This window comes from Streptomyces sp. NPDC048255 (assembly GCF_040652415.1).
Classification (GTDB): Bacteria; Actinomycetota; Actinomycetes; order Streptomycetales; family Streptomycetaceae; genus Streptomyces.
In genome coordinates this window covers 92,065-111,125 of sequence record NZ_JBEZMA010000001.1, presented here as the reverse complement: position 1 = coordinate 111,125, position 19,061 = coordinate 92,065, and the positions used below count along the sequence as shown (strand labels likewise).

Sequence of the window (19,061 nt, the reverse complement as noted above, 5' to 3'; positions counted from 1 at the left end):
CGCGCCACCGCGGCTCAGCTCCAGCCGGCGGTGACCTTCCGGGTCTCCACGTGCATGCCCAGCGGGACGCGCCAGGCGTCCACGCACACCGTGTAGGTCTGCGTCTTCGCGCCCCCGCCCGGCACGGGTGCCGGAAGCGGCTGGGTCGTGGTGATCGTGGCCCAGTCGATGCCGAGGGCGCCGATGATGTGGGTCGCGAAGCTGACCGTGCCGGAACGGGCGGCGGTGGTACCGGTGTTGGTGAAGGTGACGGTGACCAGCTCGCACCAGCGGTCGCCCGCGGCCGCCCGCACCGGGGTGGACAGCGTGAGCTGCGCCGGAGTGGCCGGCGGCTTCGTGCCGGGCTTGGCGGGCGGGCTGGTCGGCGTGCCCGGAGCGCCGGTGCCGGGCGTGCCGGTGCCCGGCGCGCCAGGGGTGCCGGGCGTACCCGGCGCGCTGGGCGCGCCAGGCCCCGCGGGACTGCCGGTACCGGTGCCGCCGGTGCCGCGGCCCGGTCCCGTAGCGCTGCCGGGCGCCGCAGCGGAGCCGCCCGGGGCCGGGGAGCCCGGCGTACTGGACGGCGTACCGGCCTGCGCGCCCGCAGGTGTACCGGCCGAGGGTCCGGGCGGTGCTTCGGCCGACGCCGCGGATCCGCCCGCCGCGGACGGGCCGCCGAGCTGCTGGAACTCGACCCGCCCCTGCGGCGCCACGTTCTCCCCCGCGCCCCGCTCGGGGCCCGGGGCCGCGGCGCCCACGGCGACGTAGCCGTCCCGTGCGGGGCCGCCGCAGCCGGTGAGGCCGGCGGCGGCCGTGCAGCACAGGGCGAGGAGGGCGGCCGTACGGGATCCCGTTCGCATCGCGCCAGTTTTCCTGACGCTCCGTCAATTGGGAACCCCGTCCGGCCGGACGGCTCAGATCACTCGCCGATGAGGCCCACGCGCAGCTGCGCGAGGGTCCGGGTGAGCAGCCGGGAGACGTGCATCTGGGAGATGCCGACCTCCTCGCCGATCTGCGACTGCGTCATGTTGGCGAAGAACCGCAGCATGATGATCTGCCGTTCCCGGGGCGGGAGTTTGGCGAGCAGCGGCTTGAGGGACTCGCGGTACTCGACCCCTTCGAGCGCGGTGTCCTCGTAGCCGAGGCGGTCCGCGAGCGAGCCCTCGCCGCCCTCGTCCTCCGGGGAGGGCGAGTCGAGCGAGGAGGCGGTGTAGGCGTTGCCGACGGCGAGCCCGTCGACCACGTCCTCCTCCGAGACCCCGAGTACCGCGGCGAGCTCCGGGACGGTCGGCGAGCGGTCCAGCTTCTGGGCGAGCTCGTCGCTGGCCTTGGTCAGCGCGAGGCGCAGCTCCTGGAGCCTGCGCGGGACGCGGACGGACCAGGAGGTGTCCCTAAAGAATCGTTTGATCTCGCCCACGACGGTCGGCATCGCGAACGTCGGGAACTCCACGCCGCGTTCGCAGTCGAACCGGTCGATCGCCTTGATCAGGCCGATCGTGCCGACCTGGACGATGTCCTCCATCGGCTCGTTGCGGCTGCGGAAGCGGGCGGCGGCGTACCGCACCAGCGGCAGGTTCAGCTCGATCAGGGTGTCGCGTACGTACGCCCGTTCGGGGCTGTCCGCGTCCAGGGCGGCGAGCCGCTGGAAGAGGGAGCGGGAGAGGGTCCGGGTGTCGATGGCTTCCGAGCGGTCAGACGCCGGCAGTGCTACCGGTGCCGGGCTCTTGACGAGCGTGAGCACCTTGGAGCTGCCCTGGTCTACGGACATGCCACCCCCTTGAGGTCGCGGACGGTCGCGTACGGCGCGCCCGTCGGAGGAACGCAGCCTCCACCTGAATACCGGAGGCGGGGCTGCGGCAAACGCGGTTCAAGCAGAATGTCACATGTCGGCAACACGCTGTAGCGCCATGTCGACATATATCTCCAGCGACAGAAGAGGTCAGAGAGGGATCGGCCTGTTCTGTCAGGAAACGCGTAGATGATCTCCACTCGTTCCGGTTACGCCTCGATCCTGTTTGCGGATCTCAGTCGGGCGAAACTCCGGGCGAGCAGCCGGGAGACGTGCATCTGGGAGACGCCGAGCTCCGCGCTGATCTGCGACTGCGTCAGATTGTTGTAGTACCGCAGGAGCAGGATCCGCTGTTCGCGCTCGGGCAGTTGTACGAGGAGGTGGCGGACCAGGTCGCGGTGTTCGACGCCGGCCAGCTCCGGGTCCTCGTAGCCGAGGCGGTCCAGCAGTCCGGGCAGCCCGTCGCCCTCCTGGGCGGCCTCCAGCGAGGTCGCGTGGTAAGAGCGCCCGGCCTCGATGCAGGACAGCACCTCGTCCTCGCTGATCCGCAGCCGTTCCGCGATCTCGGGCGTGGTCGGGGTGCGCCCGTGGAGGGTGGTGAGGTCCTCGGTGGCCGCGTTGACCTGCACCCACAGCTCGTGGAGGCGGCGCGGTACGTGCACGGTACGGACGTTGTCCCGGAAGTAGCGCTTGATCTCGCCCACGACGGTCGGCATGGCGAAGGTCGGGAACTGCACGCCCCGGTCCGGGTCGAACCGGTCGATGGCGTTGATGAGGCCGATCGTGCCGACCTGGACCACGTCCTCCATCGGCTCGTTGCGGCTGCGGAAGCGGGCGGCCGCGTACCGGACGAGCGGGAGGTTGGCCTCGATGAGGGCCCCGCGCACCCGGGTGTGCTCGCTGGTGCCCGGCTCCAGGCCCTTCAGCTGCCCGAAGAGGACCTGCGTGAGGGCCCGGGTGTCCGCGCCCCGGCTGGGCGGTCTCGGGGCGATCGGCGGCTCCTCGGGCGGCTCCTGGCGAGGCTCCTGACGGGGCTCCTCGCGGGGCTCCTGCTGGGAGGGCACCTGGGGATCCTGCTGAGGGGGCACCTGAGGCGCAGTACTGGCCGGCACGGTCACGCCACCCCTTCAGTCAACTCATCCGTCAAAAGCGGTCATAGCATCACAAGACATGTGCACTGTGTGCAAGCACCGTATATCACCGTGTTGAGGGCAAGTTGGGCATAAGAGGGCATTATGCCCAACGGTGGGATGCGAAAAGCCCCCCACACGTCGGAGTGGGGGGCTGGGGAGTCGGGAAATCCGCCTCAGCGTACGGGTTCAGCGCACCAGTTCGGTCATGAACTCGCCGATGCCCGATGCGGCATCCGATATGCCTTGGAAACCTATTCCCACCATCTCGGCCGCCCGTTTGGGCTGGGTGATGATCACGAAGAGGACGAATACGGTGAGGACGCCCGTGATGAGCTTCTTGGTGTCCATGAACGGTGTCGGCCTCCCCAACCGGTACTGCGAAGTCGGGTGAGTCTAACCGGTCATGTTCGGACACTCACCCGGTCTTTAAGGACCAAGGGCCCGGCGCAACAGGTCCTTTGCCGCAGCGTGAGCGGGTGCGGTGGGCGCAGGATGGATGTGAGCCCACCGGTTCTGGCAGGAAATCGGTGGGTGAGGGACAGGACCTCACTGCGGGGTCCGAGCCGCAAGCTTCCCCCCTGACTGCGGCTCGGACTGGCGGGTTCCGTCCTCCGTCGGGGGAAGTGGCTTGTCCCCCCGATGCCACTTCCCCCGTCCCACACGATGAAGGTCCCGACTCCGGTCGGGGCCTTCTTCGCGTGTCCGGGGCGTGGTCGGACCCGCGGCTACTCGATGCCCCCGGCCAGGTCGGTGAGGGGCTGTACGGGGGCGATCACGGGGGCCAGGTGGTTCGGCAGCTCCATCAGCTGGTTGAGCTGGTTGGCGCCCTCACTGAGCTTCGCGCCGATCTCCTGGACGGAAGCGGGCTGGGCCCCCGCCGGCATGCCCGGGGCGGCCGTCGGCAGGTCCGGGAGGGCGAGGGGGGCGAGCTGGGCGGCCGAGGCGGCGGGAGCGGCGAAGCCCGCGGCGGCCCCCGCGAGGGCGAGGGCGGCGAGCATGCGCTGGGTCTTGGTCATGCCGTGACAACGGCTGCCCGACCGCACGGTCACGCGGCTGTCCTCCGGACGGGAGCCCGAACGGGTGCGTACGGGCGCAGGAACGCCGAGAGCCCCGACCCTTGCGGGGCGGGGCTCTCGGTCTCAGAGCGGTAGCGGTGGGATTTGAACCCACGGATAGCTTGCACCATCACACGCTTTCGAGGCGTGCTCCTTCGGCCGCTCGGACACGCTACCGAGAGAGAGCTTAGCCCAAGGTGCCCCGTGTGCCGAAATCCGTATCCGGCGGACCGGTCAGAGCCCTCGGAAGAAGTCCGTCAGCTGCCGCGCACACTCCTCGGCGAGGACGCCGCGGACCACCTCGGGCCGGTGGTTGAGCCTGCGGTCCCGTACGAGGTCCCAGAGCGACCCGGCCGCGCCCGCCTTCTCGTCGTCCGCGCCGTAGACGACGCGGGCCACCCGCGCCTGCACGAGCGCCCCCGCGCACATCACGCACGGCTCCAGGGTGACCACGAGGGTGCACCCCGGAAGCCGCCATTCCCCGAGCGCGGCGGCCGCCCGGCGCAGCGCCAGTACCTCGGCGTGCGCCGTCGGGTCGCCGGACGCCTCCCGCTCGTTGTACCCGGTGGCGAGGAGCTCCCCGTCCGGGCCGAGCACGACGGCGCCGACCGGCACGTCGCCGGCCGGCACCGCCCGGGCGGCCTCCTGGAGCGCCAGGCGCATGGAGTCCCGCCACGGGTCCCGTACGGGATCGGGGCCCTGCGTGTCGTGTCTGTGGGTCACCTGCGGGCCGGTCACTAGCGGACGGCCTCCAGGACCTCGGTGGCGCCGAGCGAGTCGGCGATCTCCGAGAGGGCGTCCCCGTCCAGGGTCATCAGTTGCTTGTGGGTCACCCCGAGGTCGTCCAGCAGCCGGGGATCGCCGAGCGGACCGGCCGGTACCGGCTCCGCGCCGGTCCCGCCCACCTCGTCATCGTCGTCCTCCCCGTCCGTGAACGCGGCGATGGGTTCCTCCTCGCCGTCCTCGGTGCCGTCCAGGTCCAGCTCGTCGAGTTCGTCGTCCTCCTCGTCGCTGCCCAGCAGCTCTTTGGTAAGCATCGAGCCGTAGGAGCTGCGGGCGGCGAGGGAGGCGTTCGATACGAAGTACCGCGGGTCCTCCTCCCCGTCCACGCGGATGACGCCGAACCAGGCGTCCTCCTGCTCGATGAGGGCGACCACCGTGTCGTCGTCGACAGCGGCGGAACGGGCGAGATCGATCAGATCACTGAGGGACTCGACGTCGTCGAGTTCCATGTCGCTCGCTTCCCACCCGTCTTCGGTGCGCGCGAGCAGTGCGGCGAAGTACACCGTGACTCTCCCACTGGTCTTAGGCGTGCCGGTTGGAGGTCCCCCCGGCCGGAGGATGGGGTGGAACGGCCGTGTGCTCGCCGTCCGTGCCCCGCCCAATCGGCATCGTGGCAGAAACGGCGGCTTTGCGAGAGGTCTTCCGCGCTTGCGTCGTGCCGTGCCGTGCGCCGCGCGGCGCGTACGGAGGCCGCGGGACGGGCGCCGGCGGCTCCCCGGCGGGGCCTGCGCGGGTTGCGCTGCGGGGCGGCGGGACGCGCTCGGGCGGGGGTCCGGGGCGGTGGCGGTGCGGTCGTGCGGGGAACCGGCCGGATTCGGTGCGGGGGCTGGCGTGTCCCGTTCACCTGGTCGGGCCCTTCCGGCTCCCCCGGCGCCCGCGGCGGGGGTCACCAGCGGAACGTGCGCATCCGCATCTGCTGGCGCATCCGGGCGGCGCGGGCGCGGCGGGGCTGGACCCGGTCGCGCAGCTCGCGCGCCTCGCTCAGGTCGCGCAGGAACTGCGCGCGCCGCGCCCTGCGCTGCGCCGCGGTCTCCGGCGTCTCGTGCTCTTCGTGCTCTTCGCTCGACTGCGTCTCGGGCATCGGCCACCACCCCGGCTGGTCCGGTCGTCCTCCTCCGCCGGCGCGAAGCAGACCCCCTGCACCCACCTTCCCCCGGACGGCCCGATTGATGCCACCCCTGTGCAGGTCAGAGAGGTGCCAGGGGCCGGAGGGCGGGCCGGACGGCTCAGGCGTCGTCGTGCAGCGTCGGTACGACGGCCACCGGGCCGTGGGCGTGCTGGAGGACCGCGTGCGCCACCGAGCCGATGAACAGCGACCTGCCGCGGCGGCGCGGGTGGTGGCGGCCCACCACCACCAGGGCCGCCGACCGGGAGGCGGTGACCAGCCGCCCCGCCGCGTCCCCGGGTACGGCGGCCTGCTCGACCGGGACGTCCGGGTGGCGGGTGCGGAAGGGCGCCAGCCGCTCCGTCTGGGACCGCAGCATCTCCCGCTCGGCCGGCACGGCGTCCCCGCCGTCGGCCAGCCCCTCCGGCGGGATCACCACGAAGGGGCTGTCGATCACCATCGTCGGCGCGGGCGGGATCGCGTACGCCGAGACCACCTGGACGGTGGTCCCCCGCGCGGCCGCCTCCGCGAAGGCGAACTCCAGGACGTCGTCGGGGGTCTCGGCGGCGTGCAGCCCGAGCACCACCCGGCCGGCGGAGGGCTCGCCGGCCACGTCGGCGGGGTCCGCGCGCCGCTCCGCGTGCGGGATCACCACCACCGGGCATGGCGCGGTGGTGGCCACGGCGCGGCTGCTGGAGCCGAGCAGCAGGGTGGCGAAGCCGCCACGGCCCCGGGACCCCATGACCAGCATCAGGCCCTCGGCCCCGATCACCCGCAGCGCCTCGGGTACGGAGCCCTCCAGGGCCTCGTAGCGGACCCCCGCCGGGAAGTCGGGGCCGCCGCCGAAGAGGGTCAGGAGCCGGTCCCGTACCGGGTCGGTGAACTCCTCGGGCTGGGACGCGTCGTGCAGGGCGGCCCGGCGTCCCGCGTACAACTGGGCGTGGTCGGGCAGCACATGTGCGATGAGCAGCCCCGTCCCGTGCCGCAGGGCCGCGGCCCTCGCCCACTCCAGGGCCGCCAGGCTGTGCTCGGATCCGTCGACGGCCGCGATGACCGGTGCGCTGTTCACCTGTCCAGCGTGCTGGGCGGGCGCGCGGGCCGCATCCGCACGGCGGGGCGGGCGCGGTCGCCGCTTCGGACGCGAAGGGGTCGTGTCAGCGCGTAGCCTTTTGGGTGTGGGTCGCGTCGGGCGGCCGTTTTTGCTGGTCGCAGGCTGAGTCTTGGAGGATGTTGTGCGTTTGCAGGTCGTCGATCACCCCTTGGTGGCGCACAAACTCACCACGCTGCGCGACAAGCGCACCGACTCCCCCACCTTCCGGCGCCTCGCCGACGAGCTGGTGACCCTGCTCGCGTACGAGGCCACCCGGGACGTGCGCACCGAGCAGGCGGACATCGAGACCCCGGTCGGCCCGACCACCGGCGTGAAGCTCTCGCACCCGCGCCCGCTGGTCGTACCGATCCTGCGGGCCGGCCTCGGCATGCTCGACGGCATGGTGCGGCTGCTGCCGACGGCCGAGGTGGGCTTCCTGGGCATGGTCCGCAACGAGGAGACCCTGGAGGCCTCCACGTACGCGACGCGCATGCCGGAGGACCTCTCCGGCCGGCAGGTCTACGTCGTCGACCCGATGCTCGCCACCGGCGGCACGCTGGTCGCGGCGATCCGTGAGCTGATCAAGCGCGGTGCCGACGACGTGACCGCCGTGGTGCTGCTGGCCGCGCCCGAGGGCGTCGAGATCATGGAGCGCGAGCTGGCGGGCACGCCGGTGACGGTGGTGACGGCCGCGGTGGACGAGCGGCTCAACGAGCACGGCTACATCGTGCCGGGGCTGGGCGACGCGGGCGACCGGATGTACGGCTCGGCCGAGTAGTCCCCGGCCGTCCGACCGCAGCGCTGCTCAGCGGTTCTCGGCGGTTCTCAGCAGTTCTTGGCGGGCGCGGGCACGGGGTTGGCCAGTACGGCCAGCGCCTTGTCCGCGTCCTCCTTCGTGCTGAGCTCCTTGAAGGCGTCACCGAGGATCAGGTCGACGTCCGCGCCCTCGCGGGCGTCGGTCTGCTGGGTGGTGCCGGCCAGCTGGGTGCCCAGGACGGAGAAGACCGCCTTGTCGGTGGCGGGGGAGCCCAGCAGTATCCCGGTGCCGGGGACCTTCTTGTCGAAGTCGGCGGGGGCGTTGCCGACGTTGCCGACGACGAAGCCGCGTTTGCGCAGTTCGTCGCCGACCGCCTTGGCGAGACCCGCGCGCGGCGTCGCGTTGTAGACGTTGACCGTGATCTCGCCGGGCTGGGGGAGCTTGACCGCCGGTGGGGCCGAGGCAGCCGCGGGCGCGCCCTTGGCGGCCCGTTCGGCAGCCGCGGTCGGACAGTCCTTGGCGCCGGCAGCAGTGTTCCGTTTGGCGTTGTCGCCCTGGAACACGTCGATGAGCTGCAGTGCCCCGTAGCTGAGCAGGGCGAGCGCAAGGACCGAGCCGAGCACGGCGAAGACGATGCGACGTCGGCTCCGCTTACGGCTCAGGCGGGGGTAGGCGGCTCCCGTGACGCGGTACTTTCCGCCCATGCCGGGGGGAGTGAGCATGCTCATGGGCGCAGCGTAGTGCGGCCCGGTGGCGATGCCTACTAAATGATCTGCTGATAGGTCAATGGTGACCCGAAAGGCGCAATCCGCTCGAAAGCGGAAGCCGTCCCCGGCGCCGGCGTCAGTCCATTTCCAGGACGCGGGCGTGCAGCACCTGGCGCTGCTGCAGGGCCGCGCGCACGGCGCGGTGCAGCCCGTCCTCCAGGTAGAGGTCGCCCCGCCACTTGACGACGTGGGCGAAGAGGTCGCCGTAGAAGGTGGAGTCCTCGGCGAGCAGCGTTTCGAGGTCCAGCTGTCCCTTGGTCGTCACCAGCTGGTCCAGCCGGACCGGGCGCGGCGCGACGTCCGCCCACTGACGGGTGCTTTCCCGGCCGTGGTCGGGGTACGGCCTCCCGTTTCCGATGCGCTTGAAGATCACACGGAAAGCCTACCGGGCCGGTGCCTGCGGGCGCAGCCTTGCTGCGTCGGTGCAAAAGTGGCAAAGGGCACCAATTCGGGAGTGATGCATGAGCGAGAGCACGGACCCAGAGGTTCCGGCGGGCCGGACGGTCCCGCCGGACGCCGCGGAGGCGGCCGGGGCGCCCGATGCGGCCGCCGCACCCACCACGCCCACCACGCCCGCCCCGCCCGCCGCAGCCGACGCCACCGGTCCCGCCGCCACGATCGCCGCCGGGTACGCCTTCACCGGCCCCGCGCTCGACCTCGGCGCCCTCCTCTGGGACGGCCACGTGCTGCCGGAGCGCCAGATCCGCATCCCCCTGTCGATGCTCAACCGCCACGGGCTGGTCGCGGGCGCCACCGGCACCGGCAAGACCAAGACCCTCCAGCTCATCGCCGAACAGCTGTCGGCGGGCGGAGTCCCCGTCTTCCTCGCGGACATCAAGGGCGACGTCTCCGGGATCTCGGCGCCGGGCACCGCGAACGAGACGGTCGCGCAGCGGGCCAAGGAGGTCGGGCAGCAGTGGGAGCCCACCGGATGCCCCAGCGAGTTCTACTCGCTCGGCGGGATCGGCACCGGGATCCCGGTGCGTTCGACCGTCACCGCCTTCGGCCCGGTGCTGATGTCCAAGGTGCTCCAGCTCAACCAGACGCAGGAGCAGTCCCTCGGCCTGATCTTCCACTACGCCGACACCAAGGGCCTGGAGCTGATCGACCTCAAGGACCTGCGGGCCGTCGTCGCCTTCCTCGTCTCCGACCAGGGCAAGCCCGAGCTCAAGGGCATCGGCGGACTGTCCACGGTGACCGCCGGGGTGATCCTGCGGGCGCTCACCGCCTTCGAGCAGCAGGGGGCGGCCGAGTTCTTCGGCGAGCCGGAGTTCGACACCAGCGAGTTCCTCCGTACGGCCGCCGACGGGCGCGGAGTGGTCTCCGTACTCGAACTCCAGGCGGTCCAGGACAAACCGCAGCTCTTCTCCACCTTCCTGATGTGGCTGCTCGCCGACCTCTACACCGACCTGCCGGAGGTCGGCGACCTGGAGAAGCCCAAGCTGGTCTTCTTCTTCGACGAGGCGCACCTGCTCTTCAACGACGCCTCGAAGGCCTTCCTGGACTCCGTCACCCAGACGGTGCGCCTCATCCGCTCCAAGGGCATCGGCGTCTTCTTCGTCACGCAGACCCCCAAGGACGTGCCGGCGGACGTCCTCGCCCAGCTCGGCAACCGGGTGCAGCACGCGCTGCGCGCCTTCACCCCCGACGACGCCAAGGCCCTGAAGGCCACCGTGAAGACCTTCCCCCACTCCGCGTACGACCTGGAGGAACTGCTCACCCAGCTCGGGACCGGCGAGGCGGTGATCACCGTGCTCAGCGAGAAGGGCGCCCCGACGCCGGTCGCGGCGACCCGGCTGTGTGCCCCGCAGTCGCTCATGGGGCCGGTCGAACCGACCGCCCTCGACCAGGCGGTGAAGTCCTCGATGCTGTACTCCCGGTACGCGCAGCCGGTCGACCGGGAATCGGCGTACGAGAAGATCAGCGCCGAGCAAGCCGCCGCCGAGGCGCAGGCGGAGGCGGCCGCGGCCGCCGCGGAGGCCGAGAAGCAGGCCAAGGCGGCCGAGAAGGCGGCGCGCAGCGCCCCGAAGCCGGACCCCTCGCTGGCCCAACAGGTGGTGGGCAGCGGGCTGTTCCGCTCGCTGGCCCGGTCCATCGGCACCCAGGTGGGCCGGGAGATCTCGCGGTCGATCTTCGGTACGGCGAGGCGGCGCAGGTGAGTGACGCGGGTGGAGGCGGGTGGGCCCCGGTGAGAGCACGTGACGGACACGGAACCGGCGCGGGCCGTTCCAGGGGGAATCGAGCGAACCGGGTGCCCGGACCGGGGCGGGCGCTGACAGACTCGTGGGTATGCGGACCGAACTCACCGACACCACCTCCAGCAAGGTCAACCGGGCCCTGCTCGAAGCCCGCCGGGCCATCGGCAGCCCCACCATGGGGCTGGTGCTGACCCTCGTCCTCGTCACCGACGAGGAGAACGCGTACGACGCCGTGCGCGCGGCCTCCGAGGCGTCGCGCGAGCACCCGTGCCGCATCATCGCGGTGATCAAGCGGACCTCACGGGGCCCGCACCAGCGCCGGGCGACCCGGCTGGACGCCGAGCTGCGGGTCGGTTCGGACGCCGGAACCGGGGAGATCATCCTGCTGCGCCTGCACGGGGCGCTGACCGACCAGGCCGGTTCGGTCGTCCTGCCGCTGCTCGTGCCGGATGCGCCCGTGGTGGCGTGGTGGCCGGGCGACGCCCCGGCCGACCTGGCGGGGGACCCGCTGGGCGCACTGGCGCAGCGCCGGATCACGGACGCCGCCGCGGCCGTGGACCCGGTGGGCGTACTCGACGTCCGGGCGGGCGGCTACCAGCCCGGTGACACCGATCTGGCGTGGACCCGGCTGACGCCGTGGCGGGCCCTGCTGGCCGCCGCCCTCGACCAGAAACCGCTGCCGGTGACCGGCGCGCGGGTGGAGAGCGAGCCCGACAACGCGAGCGCGGAGCTGCTGGCGCGCTGGCTGGAGGACCGGCTCGGGGTGCCGGTCGCCCGCGTGGCGACCGACGGCCCGGTGATCACCGGGGTCAGCCTCCAGACCACGGGCGGCGAGATACGAGTGGACCGTCCCGGGGGCGCGCTGGCCACCCTGATCCTGCCCGGGAGCCCCGACCGCAGGGTGGCGCTGAAGGTCCGCAGCGGCGCCGAGCTGATCGCGGAGGAGCTGCGCCGGCTCGACGCGGACGTGGTCTACGGCTCCGCGCTGCGGCGGCGGCCGGACCAGGCGGCGCTCTCCGCGTAGTGGTTGTCGTAGGTCGCCGAACTGTCCTTGATGTCCTGCACGGTGGCCTCGCCCGCGAAGACCCGGCCGAGCAGGCGGTAGTAGTCGAAGCGGTCCATGCCGGGCGTGAAGCCGACGAAGACGCTCGCGGTGTGACCGGGTGCGGGGGCGAAGGCGTGCTTGACGCCCGGGGGTATCGCGATGAAGTCGCCGGCGTCGAGGGTCTGGACCTCGTCGCCGACGAGGACGTCGAGGCGCCCCTCGGTGACGTGGAAGAACTCGGTGGCCTTGGTGTGGAAGTGCGGGGGAGCGCCGACCGCGCCCTCCTCGAAGGTGGCGGTGTTGCAGGTGAGTTCGGCGGTGTCCGTGAGCAGCGTGATGACGCTGCCGGGGGCGTCCTGAACGGCTTCGGCAGTGGTGGCACGAGTTGCGCTGGCGATCTTGGTCATGCCCCCAATCTACGGAGCAGGTCTGACATTTGCGCGGCTCAGCTGAGCCCGGAGGGGCGATTTTCAGCCTTCCGGCGATCAGAGCCCGTACCGCCGGGGCCGACTCCTCCTCCTGGGCCGGGCGGGGGAGAGCGGCGCCGGTTCCCGGGCGGCCGACCAGCCCGGTCCAGACCAGGCCAGGCCAGGCCAGGCCAGGCCAGGCCAGGCCAGACCAGGCCAGCCCGGTCCAGGCCCCTATGACCCGCCGGCGGCCTTGGCGGCCTTGGCCGCGGCCTTCATCTCCTGCTTGTGCGCCCGTACCTTCGCCAGGGACTCCGGACCGGTGATGTCGGCCGCCGAGCGGTAGACGTTCGCCTGCCCGTACCCGCCCGCGGCCTCCCGCCAGCCCTGAGGGCGCACGCCGAACCGCTTGCCCAGCAGGGCCAGGAAGATCTGAGCCTTCTGCTCCCCGAAGCCCGGCAGCTCCTTGAGGCGCTTCAGCAGTTCCCCGCCCGTCGCGGCGTCGGCCCACACGGCCGCCGCGTCCCCGTCGTAGTGCTCCACCAGGTACGCGCACAGCTGCTGGATCCGCTTCGCCATCGACCCCGGATAGCGGTGGACGGCGGGCTTCGCCGAGAGCAGCGCGGCGAAGGCCTCGGGGTCGTACGCGGCGACGGCGTGCGCGTCCAGGTCGTCCGAGCCGAGCCGCTGGGCGATCGTGTAGGGGCCGGAGAAGGCCCATTCCATCGGCACCTGCTGGTCGAGCAGCATGCCGACGAGCGCGGCGAGCGGGCTGCGGCCGAGGAGCTTGTCCGCCTCCGGCTGCTGGGCCAGCCGGATGGTGATGTCCTTGTCCATGGCTCCAGCGTCCCTCCCGTGCGCGGTCGCCGCGCGGTCGCCGCGCCGCGCGCCTAGCGTGAGTACGAGCAGGTAGCACAGGCATGCCACACGACACAGGAGTCGATCGATCATGGCTGAGTTTACAGAAGGCGCCCCTTGCTGGGTGGACGCGATGTTCACCGATGTGGAGGGTGCGAAGGCCTTCTACGGCGAGGTCCTCGGCTGGACCTTCGGGGAGGCTGCCACCGAGTTCGGCAACTACACGCAGGCCTACTCCGACGGCAAGGCCGTCGCGGCCGTCGTCCCGCCGATGCCGGGCGCCGACGCCCCCTCCCAGTGGTGTCTGTACTTCGCCTCGCACGACGCGGAGGCCACCGCCGAGAAGATCAAGACGGCCGGCGGGGGTCTGCTGATGGGGCCGATGCAGGTCGGCAGCTTCGGCTCCATGGCGATCGGGAAGGAGCCGAGCGGCGCGGTGTTCGGCGTCTGGCAGCCGGGTGACCACAAGGGTTTCGAGAAGATGGGCGAGCCGGGCTCGTACGCGTGGGCCGAGGTCTTCACGCGGGAGCCGGACAAGGCGGACGGCTTCCTGTCGAAGGTCTTCCCGTACGAGGCCCAGCAGATGGAGGCGGGTGACGACCCCGAGGCGGCCGGCATGGACTTCAAGGTCTTCAGCCTGGGCGGCAAGGAGAACGCGGTGCTGGGCCGGATGAAGATGGGCGACGAGTTCCCGCCGGAGATCCCCTCCTACATCCAGATCTACTTCGGGGTCCCCGACTGCGACGAGGCGGTCGCCAAGGCCCGGAAGCTCGGCGGAACGCTCCACTTCGGGCCGATGGACAGTCCCTTCGGACGGTTCGCCGCCCTCACGGACCAGCAGGGCGCGGCCTTCGCGGTGATCGACCTGTCCACGACGGTCGGTGAGATGCCGCAGATGTCGGACGCGTAGTCGGCGTCCGCGCACCCGCCCGGCCGCCTTCGTGCGGTGCGCGCCGCACCCGCGCGCCGCACGGGTGGTTCCGGGTGGCGGGTGCGAGGGGCTGACCGGAGGCCGAAGCGGAGCCGCCTAGCGTCGATCTTGTACGGTCCGCCCGGGCCGCGCGCAGCCCCCGACTCGCACGAGCAGAGGTCGAACCAGCCATGAGCCTGAGCATCCGCAACCAGCTCGCCGGTACCGTCACCGCCGTCACCTCCGGTGAGGCCATGACGACGGTCAGGGTCCGTCTGGACGGCGGCCAGGAGATCACCGCCGCCGTCACCACCGACGCCGTCAAGGACCTCGGCCTCGCCGCGGGCTCCTCGGTCAACGCGCTGGTCAAGGCCACCGAGGTGGCCCTGGCCACCGGCCCGGTCGAGGGCCTGTCCATCAGGAACCAGATCCCCGGGACGGTCGCCGAGGTCGCCGCGGGCGGCGCCATGGCCTCCGTGAAGGTGGACGTGAACGGCGGCGGGCTGACCGCTGCCATCACCAAGGACGCCGTCGAGGCGCTCGGCCTGGCCGCCGGATCCTCCGTCGTGGCGCTGATCAAGTCGACGGAGATCTCGCTCCAGGCCGTCTGACCGCGGGCGGCCGCCGGCCCCGGTCGGGTTCAGCAGCCGAGCCCCGGCGCCGACAGGGCGCCGAACCACACGTGGGTGACCGAGCTGACGTAGCGCGCCCCGCACCGGTCCGTCGGGACCACCAACTGGCTGCCCGACTCGTCGAGTTCCTCCCCGTCGAGCCGGGTGGCCAGCAGGACCGGCCTGCCGGCGAAGTCGGTGTCCAGCTCGGCCCAGGACAGGACGGTGTGGTGCCCGTCCCGGCCGCTAGGTCTTCCTCGCCAACAACTGCTCGTGGGCGCGCACCGCGGAGGCCCTGCACCTGCACGTGAACACGGTGCACTACCGGATCGAGCGGGTACAGGTCCTCACCGGCCGAGACCTCCCGCCTCGACCACAAGCTGGACCTGTACGCGGCGCTGCGCTGCCGGTAGCCCTGCCGGCGGGTTCCGGGACTCCGGAGGGAGGTTCGGGCCCAGACGGGCCCGGCAGGCCCGGGCGCGCTCAGCTCAGGTCGACGTGGACCTCGGTGGACTTCACCCGGGCCGTGACGGTCACCCCGACCGCGATGCCCAGTTCCTCGACCGACTCCCTGGTGACCAGGGACACCGCGGTGCGGCCCCGACTGGATCTCCACCTGGGCCGCCACCTCGTCGAGCCGTACAGCGGTGACGATCCCGGCGAAGGAGTTGCGTACGGAGGTCACGGGGGCGTTCGAGGGCAGCGGGTGCAGTCCGGCGGCCCGCTCCTTGGCGAAGGCGGCGAGGGCCACGCCGTCGACGGCCCGGGCCCCCTCCGGCGCCCGGTGGGCGGGCAGCCGCCCCGCGTCGGCCCAGCGGCGGACGGTTTCGGGCTCACGCACAGCAGGTCGGCGGCCTGCCCGATGGAGTACGACGGCACGCCCGCAGCTTAGGTGAGCCGGCCACAGCGTGAAGGGCCGACCGAGCCGCGGCACGTGTGCTTCAGACGTTCGCCCTGGCGGCGAGCTGGCCGAGGACTTGGAGGAGCCCGGTGACGACTTCGGTGTCGTCGGCGGGGTGGGTGGTGGCGAAGCGGGTGAGGGATCCGGGCACGGAGAGCCGGACCTCTTCGAGGACGGTGCCGCCGGCGATGCCGGCGGACTTGCGGGCCTCGTCCTGGGCCCAGACCCCTCCGTAGCGGCCGAAGGCGGTGCCGATGACGGCGACCGGCTTGCCGGTGATCGCGCCGGTCCCGTACGGGCGCGACAGCCAGTCGATCGCGTTCTTCAAGCGGGGATGGTGCCGTTGTACTCGGGCGAGACGAGCAGGAGCGCGTCCGCCCGGGACACCGCCTCCCGCAGTACCGTCGCCGGTTCGGGGACGGCGCCCTCGACGTCGATGTCCTCGTTGTAGAAGGGGATCTCGGCGAGGCCCTCGTGGATCTCGACGGAGATGTGCCCGGAAGCGTGCTTGACGGCCGCTTCGGCCAGCTGGCGGTTGAGCGAGCCGGCCCGGAGGCTGCCGACGAGGGCGAGGACGCGCACGGTCATGATCGGACTCCTTGCTGAGAGGGAGGCCCCGGCGGGTGCCGCGAACTGGGTCCCGACCGTAGGCGCGGGCGGCTACCGGCCGGATCAGTAAGGTTTCTGGCAGCGGCTACGTAGGCTCCGCAGGAGCGGCGCAAGCAGCAAGGGGGAAGCGGCACATGCTCTACGGGCGGCAGTCCGAGGAAGCGGCGCTGGACGCGCTGCTCGACTCGGCGAGGGAGGGGCGCGGGGGCGCCCTCGTCCTGCGCGGGGAGGCGGGCATCGGCAAGTCCGCCCTGCTGGACCGCATCCCGGCAGCATCGGTGCACACGGTGCTACGGGTGACCGGCTGCGAGGCGGAGCGCGACCTCGTCGGCGCTGCCATGCTCCAACTGCTGTGGCCCGTACAGGGGTTGGTCGCGCAGCTGCCCGGCCCCCAGGCGGAGGCGCTGCAGATCGTGCTGGGCGGATCCGCCGCGTCCGCCGACCGGTACACGACAGGGCTCGCGCTGCTCACGCTGTTCGCCCGCCTCGCCGAGTCCGGCCCGGTGGTCTGCGTGGTCGACGACGCCCAATGGCTGGACCAGAGCAGCGCGGACGCCCTGCTGTTCGCGGCCCGCCGGATCGCCGCCGAGCCGGTGGCGCTCGTCTTCGCCGCGCGGGACGAGGGCTTCGACGCGCGCGGTCTCCCGGAGCTCTTCCTCCCCCGTCTGGACCGGCAGGCTGCCGCGAGGGTGCTCGACCGGTACCGGCTGACCGCCTCGCGTCGCGAACAGGTCCTGGAGGACGCGGACGGGAACCCGCTGGCACTACTGGAGTTCGGCCGGGCCGATCGGACGTCCGGGCCCTCCGGCGGGCAGCACGTCACCGACCGGGTGCTCGCCTCGTTCCGCGACAGGATCGCCGAACTGCCGGCCGCCGTCCGGCTGCTGCTGCTCACCGCGGCCGCGGACAGCAGCCGTGACCTGGGCTCCGTGCTGGCCGCCGTGGACGCGCTGGGCGGCAGCGGACCGCAGGCGCTGGAGTCGGCAGAGCGGTCGGGGCTGCTCCGCATCGACGGTGGCCGGCCGGCCTTTCGGCACCCGCTGATCCGCGCCGCCGCCTACCAGAGTGTCGCCTCCGTCCAACGGGCACGCGTGCACCGCGAGTTGGCAACTCTGGCGGCGGACTCCGACGTCCGCGCCCACCACCTGGCGCTGGCCGCCCTCGGACCGGACGCCTCGGTGGCCGCGGAAGTCGCCCGGGCGGCGGACCGCGCCCGGGACCGTGCCGCCCCGGCCATCGCCTGCGACCTCTACCAGCGCGCCGCGGCTCTCTCCACGTCCCTGCCGGACCGCGGGCGCCTGCTGCGCCGTGCGGCCGCCGCGGCGGTGGCCGCGGGGGACCTGCGCATGGCCGGCGCCCTGGCCGGACAGGCCGGCCCGCTCGCCACCACCGGAGCGGAACGGGCGGCCCTCGCCGAGGTCCGCGCCGCTGTGGAGTTCGAGCGCGGCGATCAGGCCGCCGCGGCGCGCCTCCTGGTCGCCGGCGCTCCGGAAGCCGGTCCCGGGCCGTCGGCATCGATGCTGCGCACCGCGGCGAGGTACGCGTGGTTCTCCGGAGACGCAGATTCGGTGCGGGCCTGCGCGCAGCTCCTCCCCGGCGACCACACCGTCCAGGGCATGGCCAAGCTGGTGGACGGCGACCATCAGGCCGGCCTCGCCGCGCTCACCGCGGCCGCGGCCGAGGGCGGACCGGGCATGCGCCCGGGCTACGCCGCGGCCCTGCTCGGCGATGACGACCGGGTGGAGGAACTGGTCACCGCCGAAGTGGCCCGCAGGCGCCGGGCCGGCCTGGTGGGCGGACTCCCGGAGGCGCTGCAGATGCTGGCCCGGCTGCAGGTGATCCAGGGCCGGCACCGCGATGCGGAGGCGTCGGTGGCCGAGGCCCGGGCCGTTGCCGAGGACTGCGGCATGCCGCAGCGCATCGGCCGTCTGGACGTGGCCCTCGCCCGGATCGCCGCGATCGAGGGAGACCGGGAGCGCTGCCGGCCGGTGGTCGGGGGGACCGTCGACGGCGGGATCTCGGTGGCATGCCTGCTCGGCCTGCTCGACCTGGGCCTGGGCCGCTACGAGGACGCACTGGTCCGCCTGGAGTCGGCGTGGACCCGCCCGGGGCACTACATGACAGCTCTGGTGGCCGCCACCGGAGACCTGGTCGAGGCCGCGGTGCGACTCGGCGTCCCCGAGCGGGCCCGACCCCCGTGGCAGCGCCTCGTGTCCTGGGCGGAGGCCGGGGGCCAGCCGTGGGCCCGGGCCATCGCCCTGCGCTGCGAGGCGCAGCTGACCGGACGTGCGGAATCCTTCATCGAGGCCGAGCTGCTCCACGAGAAGAGCGGACGCCCCTTCGAAGCCGCCCGCACCCTGCTCGCCCACGGCGAGTGGCTGCGGCGCGCCCGGCGCCAGGCGGATGCGCGGGCCCGCCTGCGCGGCGCACTGGAGGTCTTCGAGCGCTTGCATGCCACTCCCTGGGCCGACCGCACCCGCGCCGAACTCCGTGCCGCAGGGGAGTCCGCCGCCCCGGCCGTCCCCACCGCCCGCGCGCTTGCCGACCGCCTCACTCCGCAGGAGTTGCAGGTGGTCCGGCTGGCGGCCGAGGGCCGCAGCAGCCGCGAGGTCGCCGCGCTGCTCTTCCTGAGCCCGCGCACGGTCGAGCACCACCTCTACAAGGCCTACCCCAAGCTCGGCATCCGCTCGCGCACCGAACTCGCCCGCCTCGACCTGGACTGACCGGGCCACCCGGGCGCATGCCGCGCGGTGATGCCGGCCATCGCTTCGTCGGCCTGGGCGGCTTTTTCCGATCCGGGCCAGCAGTGACGGCGCGGCTGCCGAAGAAGGCCGCCGGGCAGGTTGGCGAAGCCCTGTGCGGCCGGCCCCAGAGCGACTGAGACGGGAAACGCGAAGAGCCCCACCGCAAGCGGTGGGGCTCTTCGACATCGTGCCCGGTGAGGCACTGGCGGAGGATACGAGATTCGAACTCGTGAGGGGTTGCCCCCAACACGCTTTCCAAATGTTCGTACGCCCGTCCGACGGAGGTCGTACCCGTCCTGACCTGGGGTGGAGTGGCCTGGAGG

General features: G+C 72.6%; 19 protein-coding genes, 1 tRNA gene and 4 pseudogenes. 7 read left to right on the top strand and 17 right to left on the bottom strand.

The annotated features are described in order from the left end of the window. Positions 1–14: 14 nt before the first annotated feature. The 10 genes from AB0D94_RS00545 to AB0D94_RS00500 all read right to left on the bottom strand — a co-directional run bounded on the left by AB0D94_RS00545 (position 15) and on the right by AB0D94_RS00500 (position 6,910). Complete coding sequence (locus AB0D94_RS00545; RefSeq protein WP_362043774.1) at positions 15–836, bottom strand: hypothetical protein; 822 nt, start codon at positions 834–836, stop codon at positions 15–17. Positions 837–895: 59 nt separating this feature from the next. After that, entirely contained in the window at positions 896–1,744 is an 849-nt protein-coding gene (locus AB0D94_RS00540) for an RNA polymerase sigma factor SigF (RefSeq protein ID WP_362043772.1), read from the bottom strand. Positions 1,745–1,974: 230 nt separating this feature from the next. Then, positions 1,975–2,829, bottom strand: coding sequence for an RNA polymerase sigma factor SigF (locus tag AB0D94_RS00535; RefSeq protein WP_362043770.1), 855 nt, complete (start codon positions 2,827–2,829; stop codon positions 1,975–1,977). 255 nt (positions 2,830–3,084) lie between these two features. Beyond that, positions 3,085–3,246 (bottom strand): hypothetical protein, encoded by a 162-nt coding sequence (locus tag AB0D94_RS00530; RefSeq protein ID WP_167347253.1) that lies wholly within the window; start codon positions 3,244–3,246, stop codon positions 3,085–3,087. A 377-nt stretch (positions 3,247–3,623) separates the two neighbouring features. Continuing rightward, complete coding sequence (locus AB0D94_RS00525; RefSeq protein ID WP_266935463.1) at positions 3,624–3,914, bottom strand: hypothetical protein; 291 nt, start codon at positions 3,912–3,914, stop codon at positions 3,624–3,626. 129 nt (positions 3,915–4,043) lie between these two features. Beyond that, a tRNA-Ser gene (locus AB0D94_RS00520) sits at positions 4,044–4,130 on the bottom strand. Between the two features lie 57 nt (positions 4,131–4,187). Then, complete coding sequence (gene tadA / locus AB0D94_RS00515) at positions 4,188–4,616, bottom strand: tRNA adenosine(34) deaminase TadA (RefSeq protein WP_362044407.1); 429 nt, start codon at positions 4,614–4,616, stop codon at positions 4,188–4,190. Positions 4,617–4,690: 74 nt separating this feature from the next. Further along, a complete protein-coding gene (locus AB0D94_RS00510) occupies positions 4,691–5,239 on the bottom strand; it encodes a hypothetical protein (RefSeq protein WP_362043767.1) in 549 nt (182 codons plus the stop codon). 383 nt (positions 5,240–5,622) lie between these two features. Next, the gene (locus AB0D94_RS00505) at positions 5,623–5,817 is read right to left on the bottom strand and encodes a hypothetical protein (protein WP_362043765.1); all 195 of its coding nucleotides are present in this window, start codon (positions 5,815–5,817) and stop codon (positions 5,623–5,625) included. 145 nt (positions 5,818–5,962) lie between these two features. Then, a complete protein-coding gene (locus tag AB0D94_RS00500) occupies positions 5,963–6,910 on the bottom strand; it encodes a universal stress protein (RefSeq protein WP_362043763.1) in 948 nt (315 codons plus the stop codon). A 163-nt stretch (positions 6,911–7,073) separates the two neighbouring features. Between AB0D94_RS00500 and upp the strand changes: the two genes are divergently transcribed. After that, on the top strand, positions 7,074–7,709 hold the full coding sequence (gene upp, locus AB0D94_RS00495; protein WP_031141526.1) for a uracil phosphoribosyltransferase: 636 nt from the start codon (positions 7,074–7,076) through the stop codon (positions 7,707–7,709). A 47-nt stretch (positions 7,710–7,756) separates the two neighbouring features. Here upp and AB0D94_RS00490 read toward each other — a convergent pair whose 3' ends face one another. Further along, positions 7,757–8,416 (bottom strand): LytR C-terminal domain-containing protein, encoded by a 660-nt coding sequence (locus AB0D94_RS00490; protein WP_362043760.1) that lies wholly within the window; start codon positions 8,414–8,416, stop codon positions 7,757–7,759. 115 nt (positions 8,417–8,531) lie between these two features. Continuing rightward, on the bottom strand, positions 8,532–8,828 hold the full coding sequence (locus AB0D94_RS00485) for a type II toxin-antitoxin system VapB family antitoxin (RefSeq protein WP_009067182.1): 297 nt from the start codon (positions 8,826–8,828) through the stop codon (positions 8,532–8,534). 88 nt (positions 8,829–8,916) lie between these two features. Between AB0D94_RS00485 and AB0D94_RS00480 the strand changes: the two genes are divergently transcribed. Both AB0D94_RS00480 and opcA read left to right on the top strand, forming a co-directional pair. Continuing rightward, a complete protein-coding gene (locus AB0D94_RS00480; RefSeq protein ID WP_362043758.1) occupies positions 8,917–10,614 on the top strand; it encodes a helicase HerA-like domain-containing protein in 1,698 nt (565 codons plus the stop codon). 130 nt (positions 10,615–10,744) lie between these two features. Then, positions 10,745–11,677 (top strand): glucose-6-phosphate dehydrogenase assembly protein OpcA, encoded by a 933-nt coding sequence (gene opcA, locus AB0D94_RS00475; protein WP_266935454.1) that lies wholly within the window; start codon positions 10,745–10,747, stop codon positions 11,675–11,677. Here the strand turns inward: opcA and AB0D94_RS00470 are convergent. After that, a complete protein-coding gene (locus tag AB0D94_RS00470) occupies positions 11,626–12,105 on the bottom strand; it encodes a cupin domain-containing protein (protein ID WP_362043755.1) in 480 nt (159 codons plus the stop codon). The genes opcA and AB0D94_RS00470 overlap by 52 nt on opposite strands. Positions 12,106–12,339: 234 nt before the next feature. After that, positions 12,340–12,942, bottom strand: a complete 603-nt coding sequence (locus AB0D94_RS00465) for an HhH-GPD-type base excision DNA repair protein (protein ID WP_362043753.1) — start codon at positions 12,940–12,942, stop codon at positions 12,340–12,342. Between the two features lie 112 nt (positions 12,943–13,054). On the opposite strand from AB0D94_RS00465, the gene AB0D94_RS00460 reads away from it, so the two are divergent. Both AB0D94_RS00460 and AB0D94_RS00455 read left to right on the top strand, forming a co-directional pair. Next, the gene (locus AB0D94_RS00460) at positions 13,055–13,873 is read left to right on the top strand and encodes a VOC family protein (protein WP_362043751.1); all 819 of its coding nucleotides are present in this window, start codon (positions 13,055–13,057) and stop codon (positions 13,871–13,873) included. A gap of 191 nt (positions 13,874–14,064) precedes the next feature. Next, the gene (locus AB0D94_RS00455) at positions 14,065–14,484 is read left to right on the top strand and encodes a TOBE domain-containing protein (RefSeq protein ID WP_362043749.1); all 420 of its coding nucleotides are present in this window, start codon (positions 14,065–14,067) and stop codon (positions 14,482–14,484) included. Positions 14,485–14,513: 29 nt separating this feature from the next. Here the strand turns inward: AB0D94_RS00455 and AB0D94_RS00450 are convergent. Beyond that, a pseudogene (locus tag AB0D94_RS00450) lies at positions 14,514–14,732 on the bottom strand (molybdopterin-dependent oxidoreductase); the annotation flags it as partial. 2 nt (positions 14,733–14,734) lie between these two features. On the opposite strand from AB0D94_RS00450, the pseudogene AB0D94_RS00445 reads away from it, so the two are divergent. Beyond that, positions 14,735–14,897: pseudogene (locus tag AB0D94_RS00445) on the top strand (helix-turn-helix domain-containing protein); the annotation flags it as partial. A 70-nt stretch (positions 14,898–14,967) separates the two neighbouring features. Here the strand turns inward: AB0D94_RS00445 and AB0D94_RS00440 are convergent. Next, positions 14,968–15,363, bottom strand: a pseudogene (locus AB0D94_RS00440) (helix-turn-helix transcriptional regulator). Positions 15,364–15,425: 62 nt separating this feature from the next. After that, a pseudogene (locus AB0D94_RS00435) lies at positions 15,426–15,973 on the bottom strand (NADPH-dependent FMN reductase). Between the two features lie 155 nt (positions 15,974–16,128). On the opposite strand from AB0D94_RS00435, the gene AB0D94_RS00430 reads away from it, so the two are divergent. Beyond that, positions 16,129–18,717, top strand: coding sequence for an AAA family ATPase (locus tag AB0D94_RS00430; RefSeq protein ID WP_362043747.1), 2,589 nt, complete (start codon positions 16,129–16,131; stop codon positions 18,715–18,717). Positions 18,718–19,061: the final 344 nt, after the last annotated feature.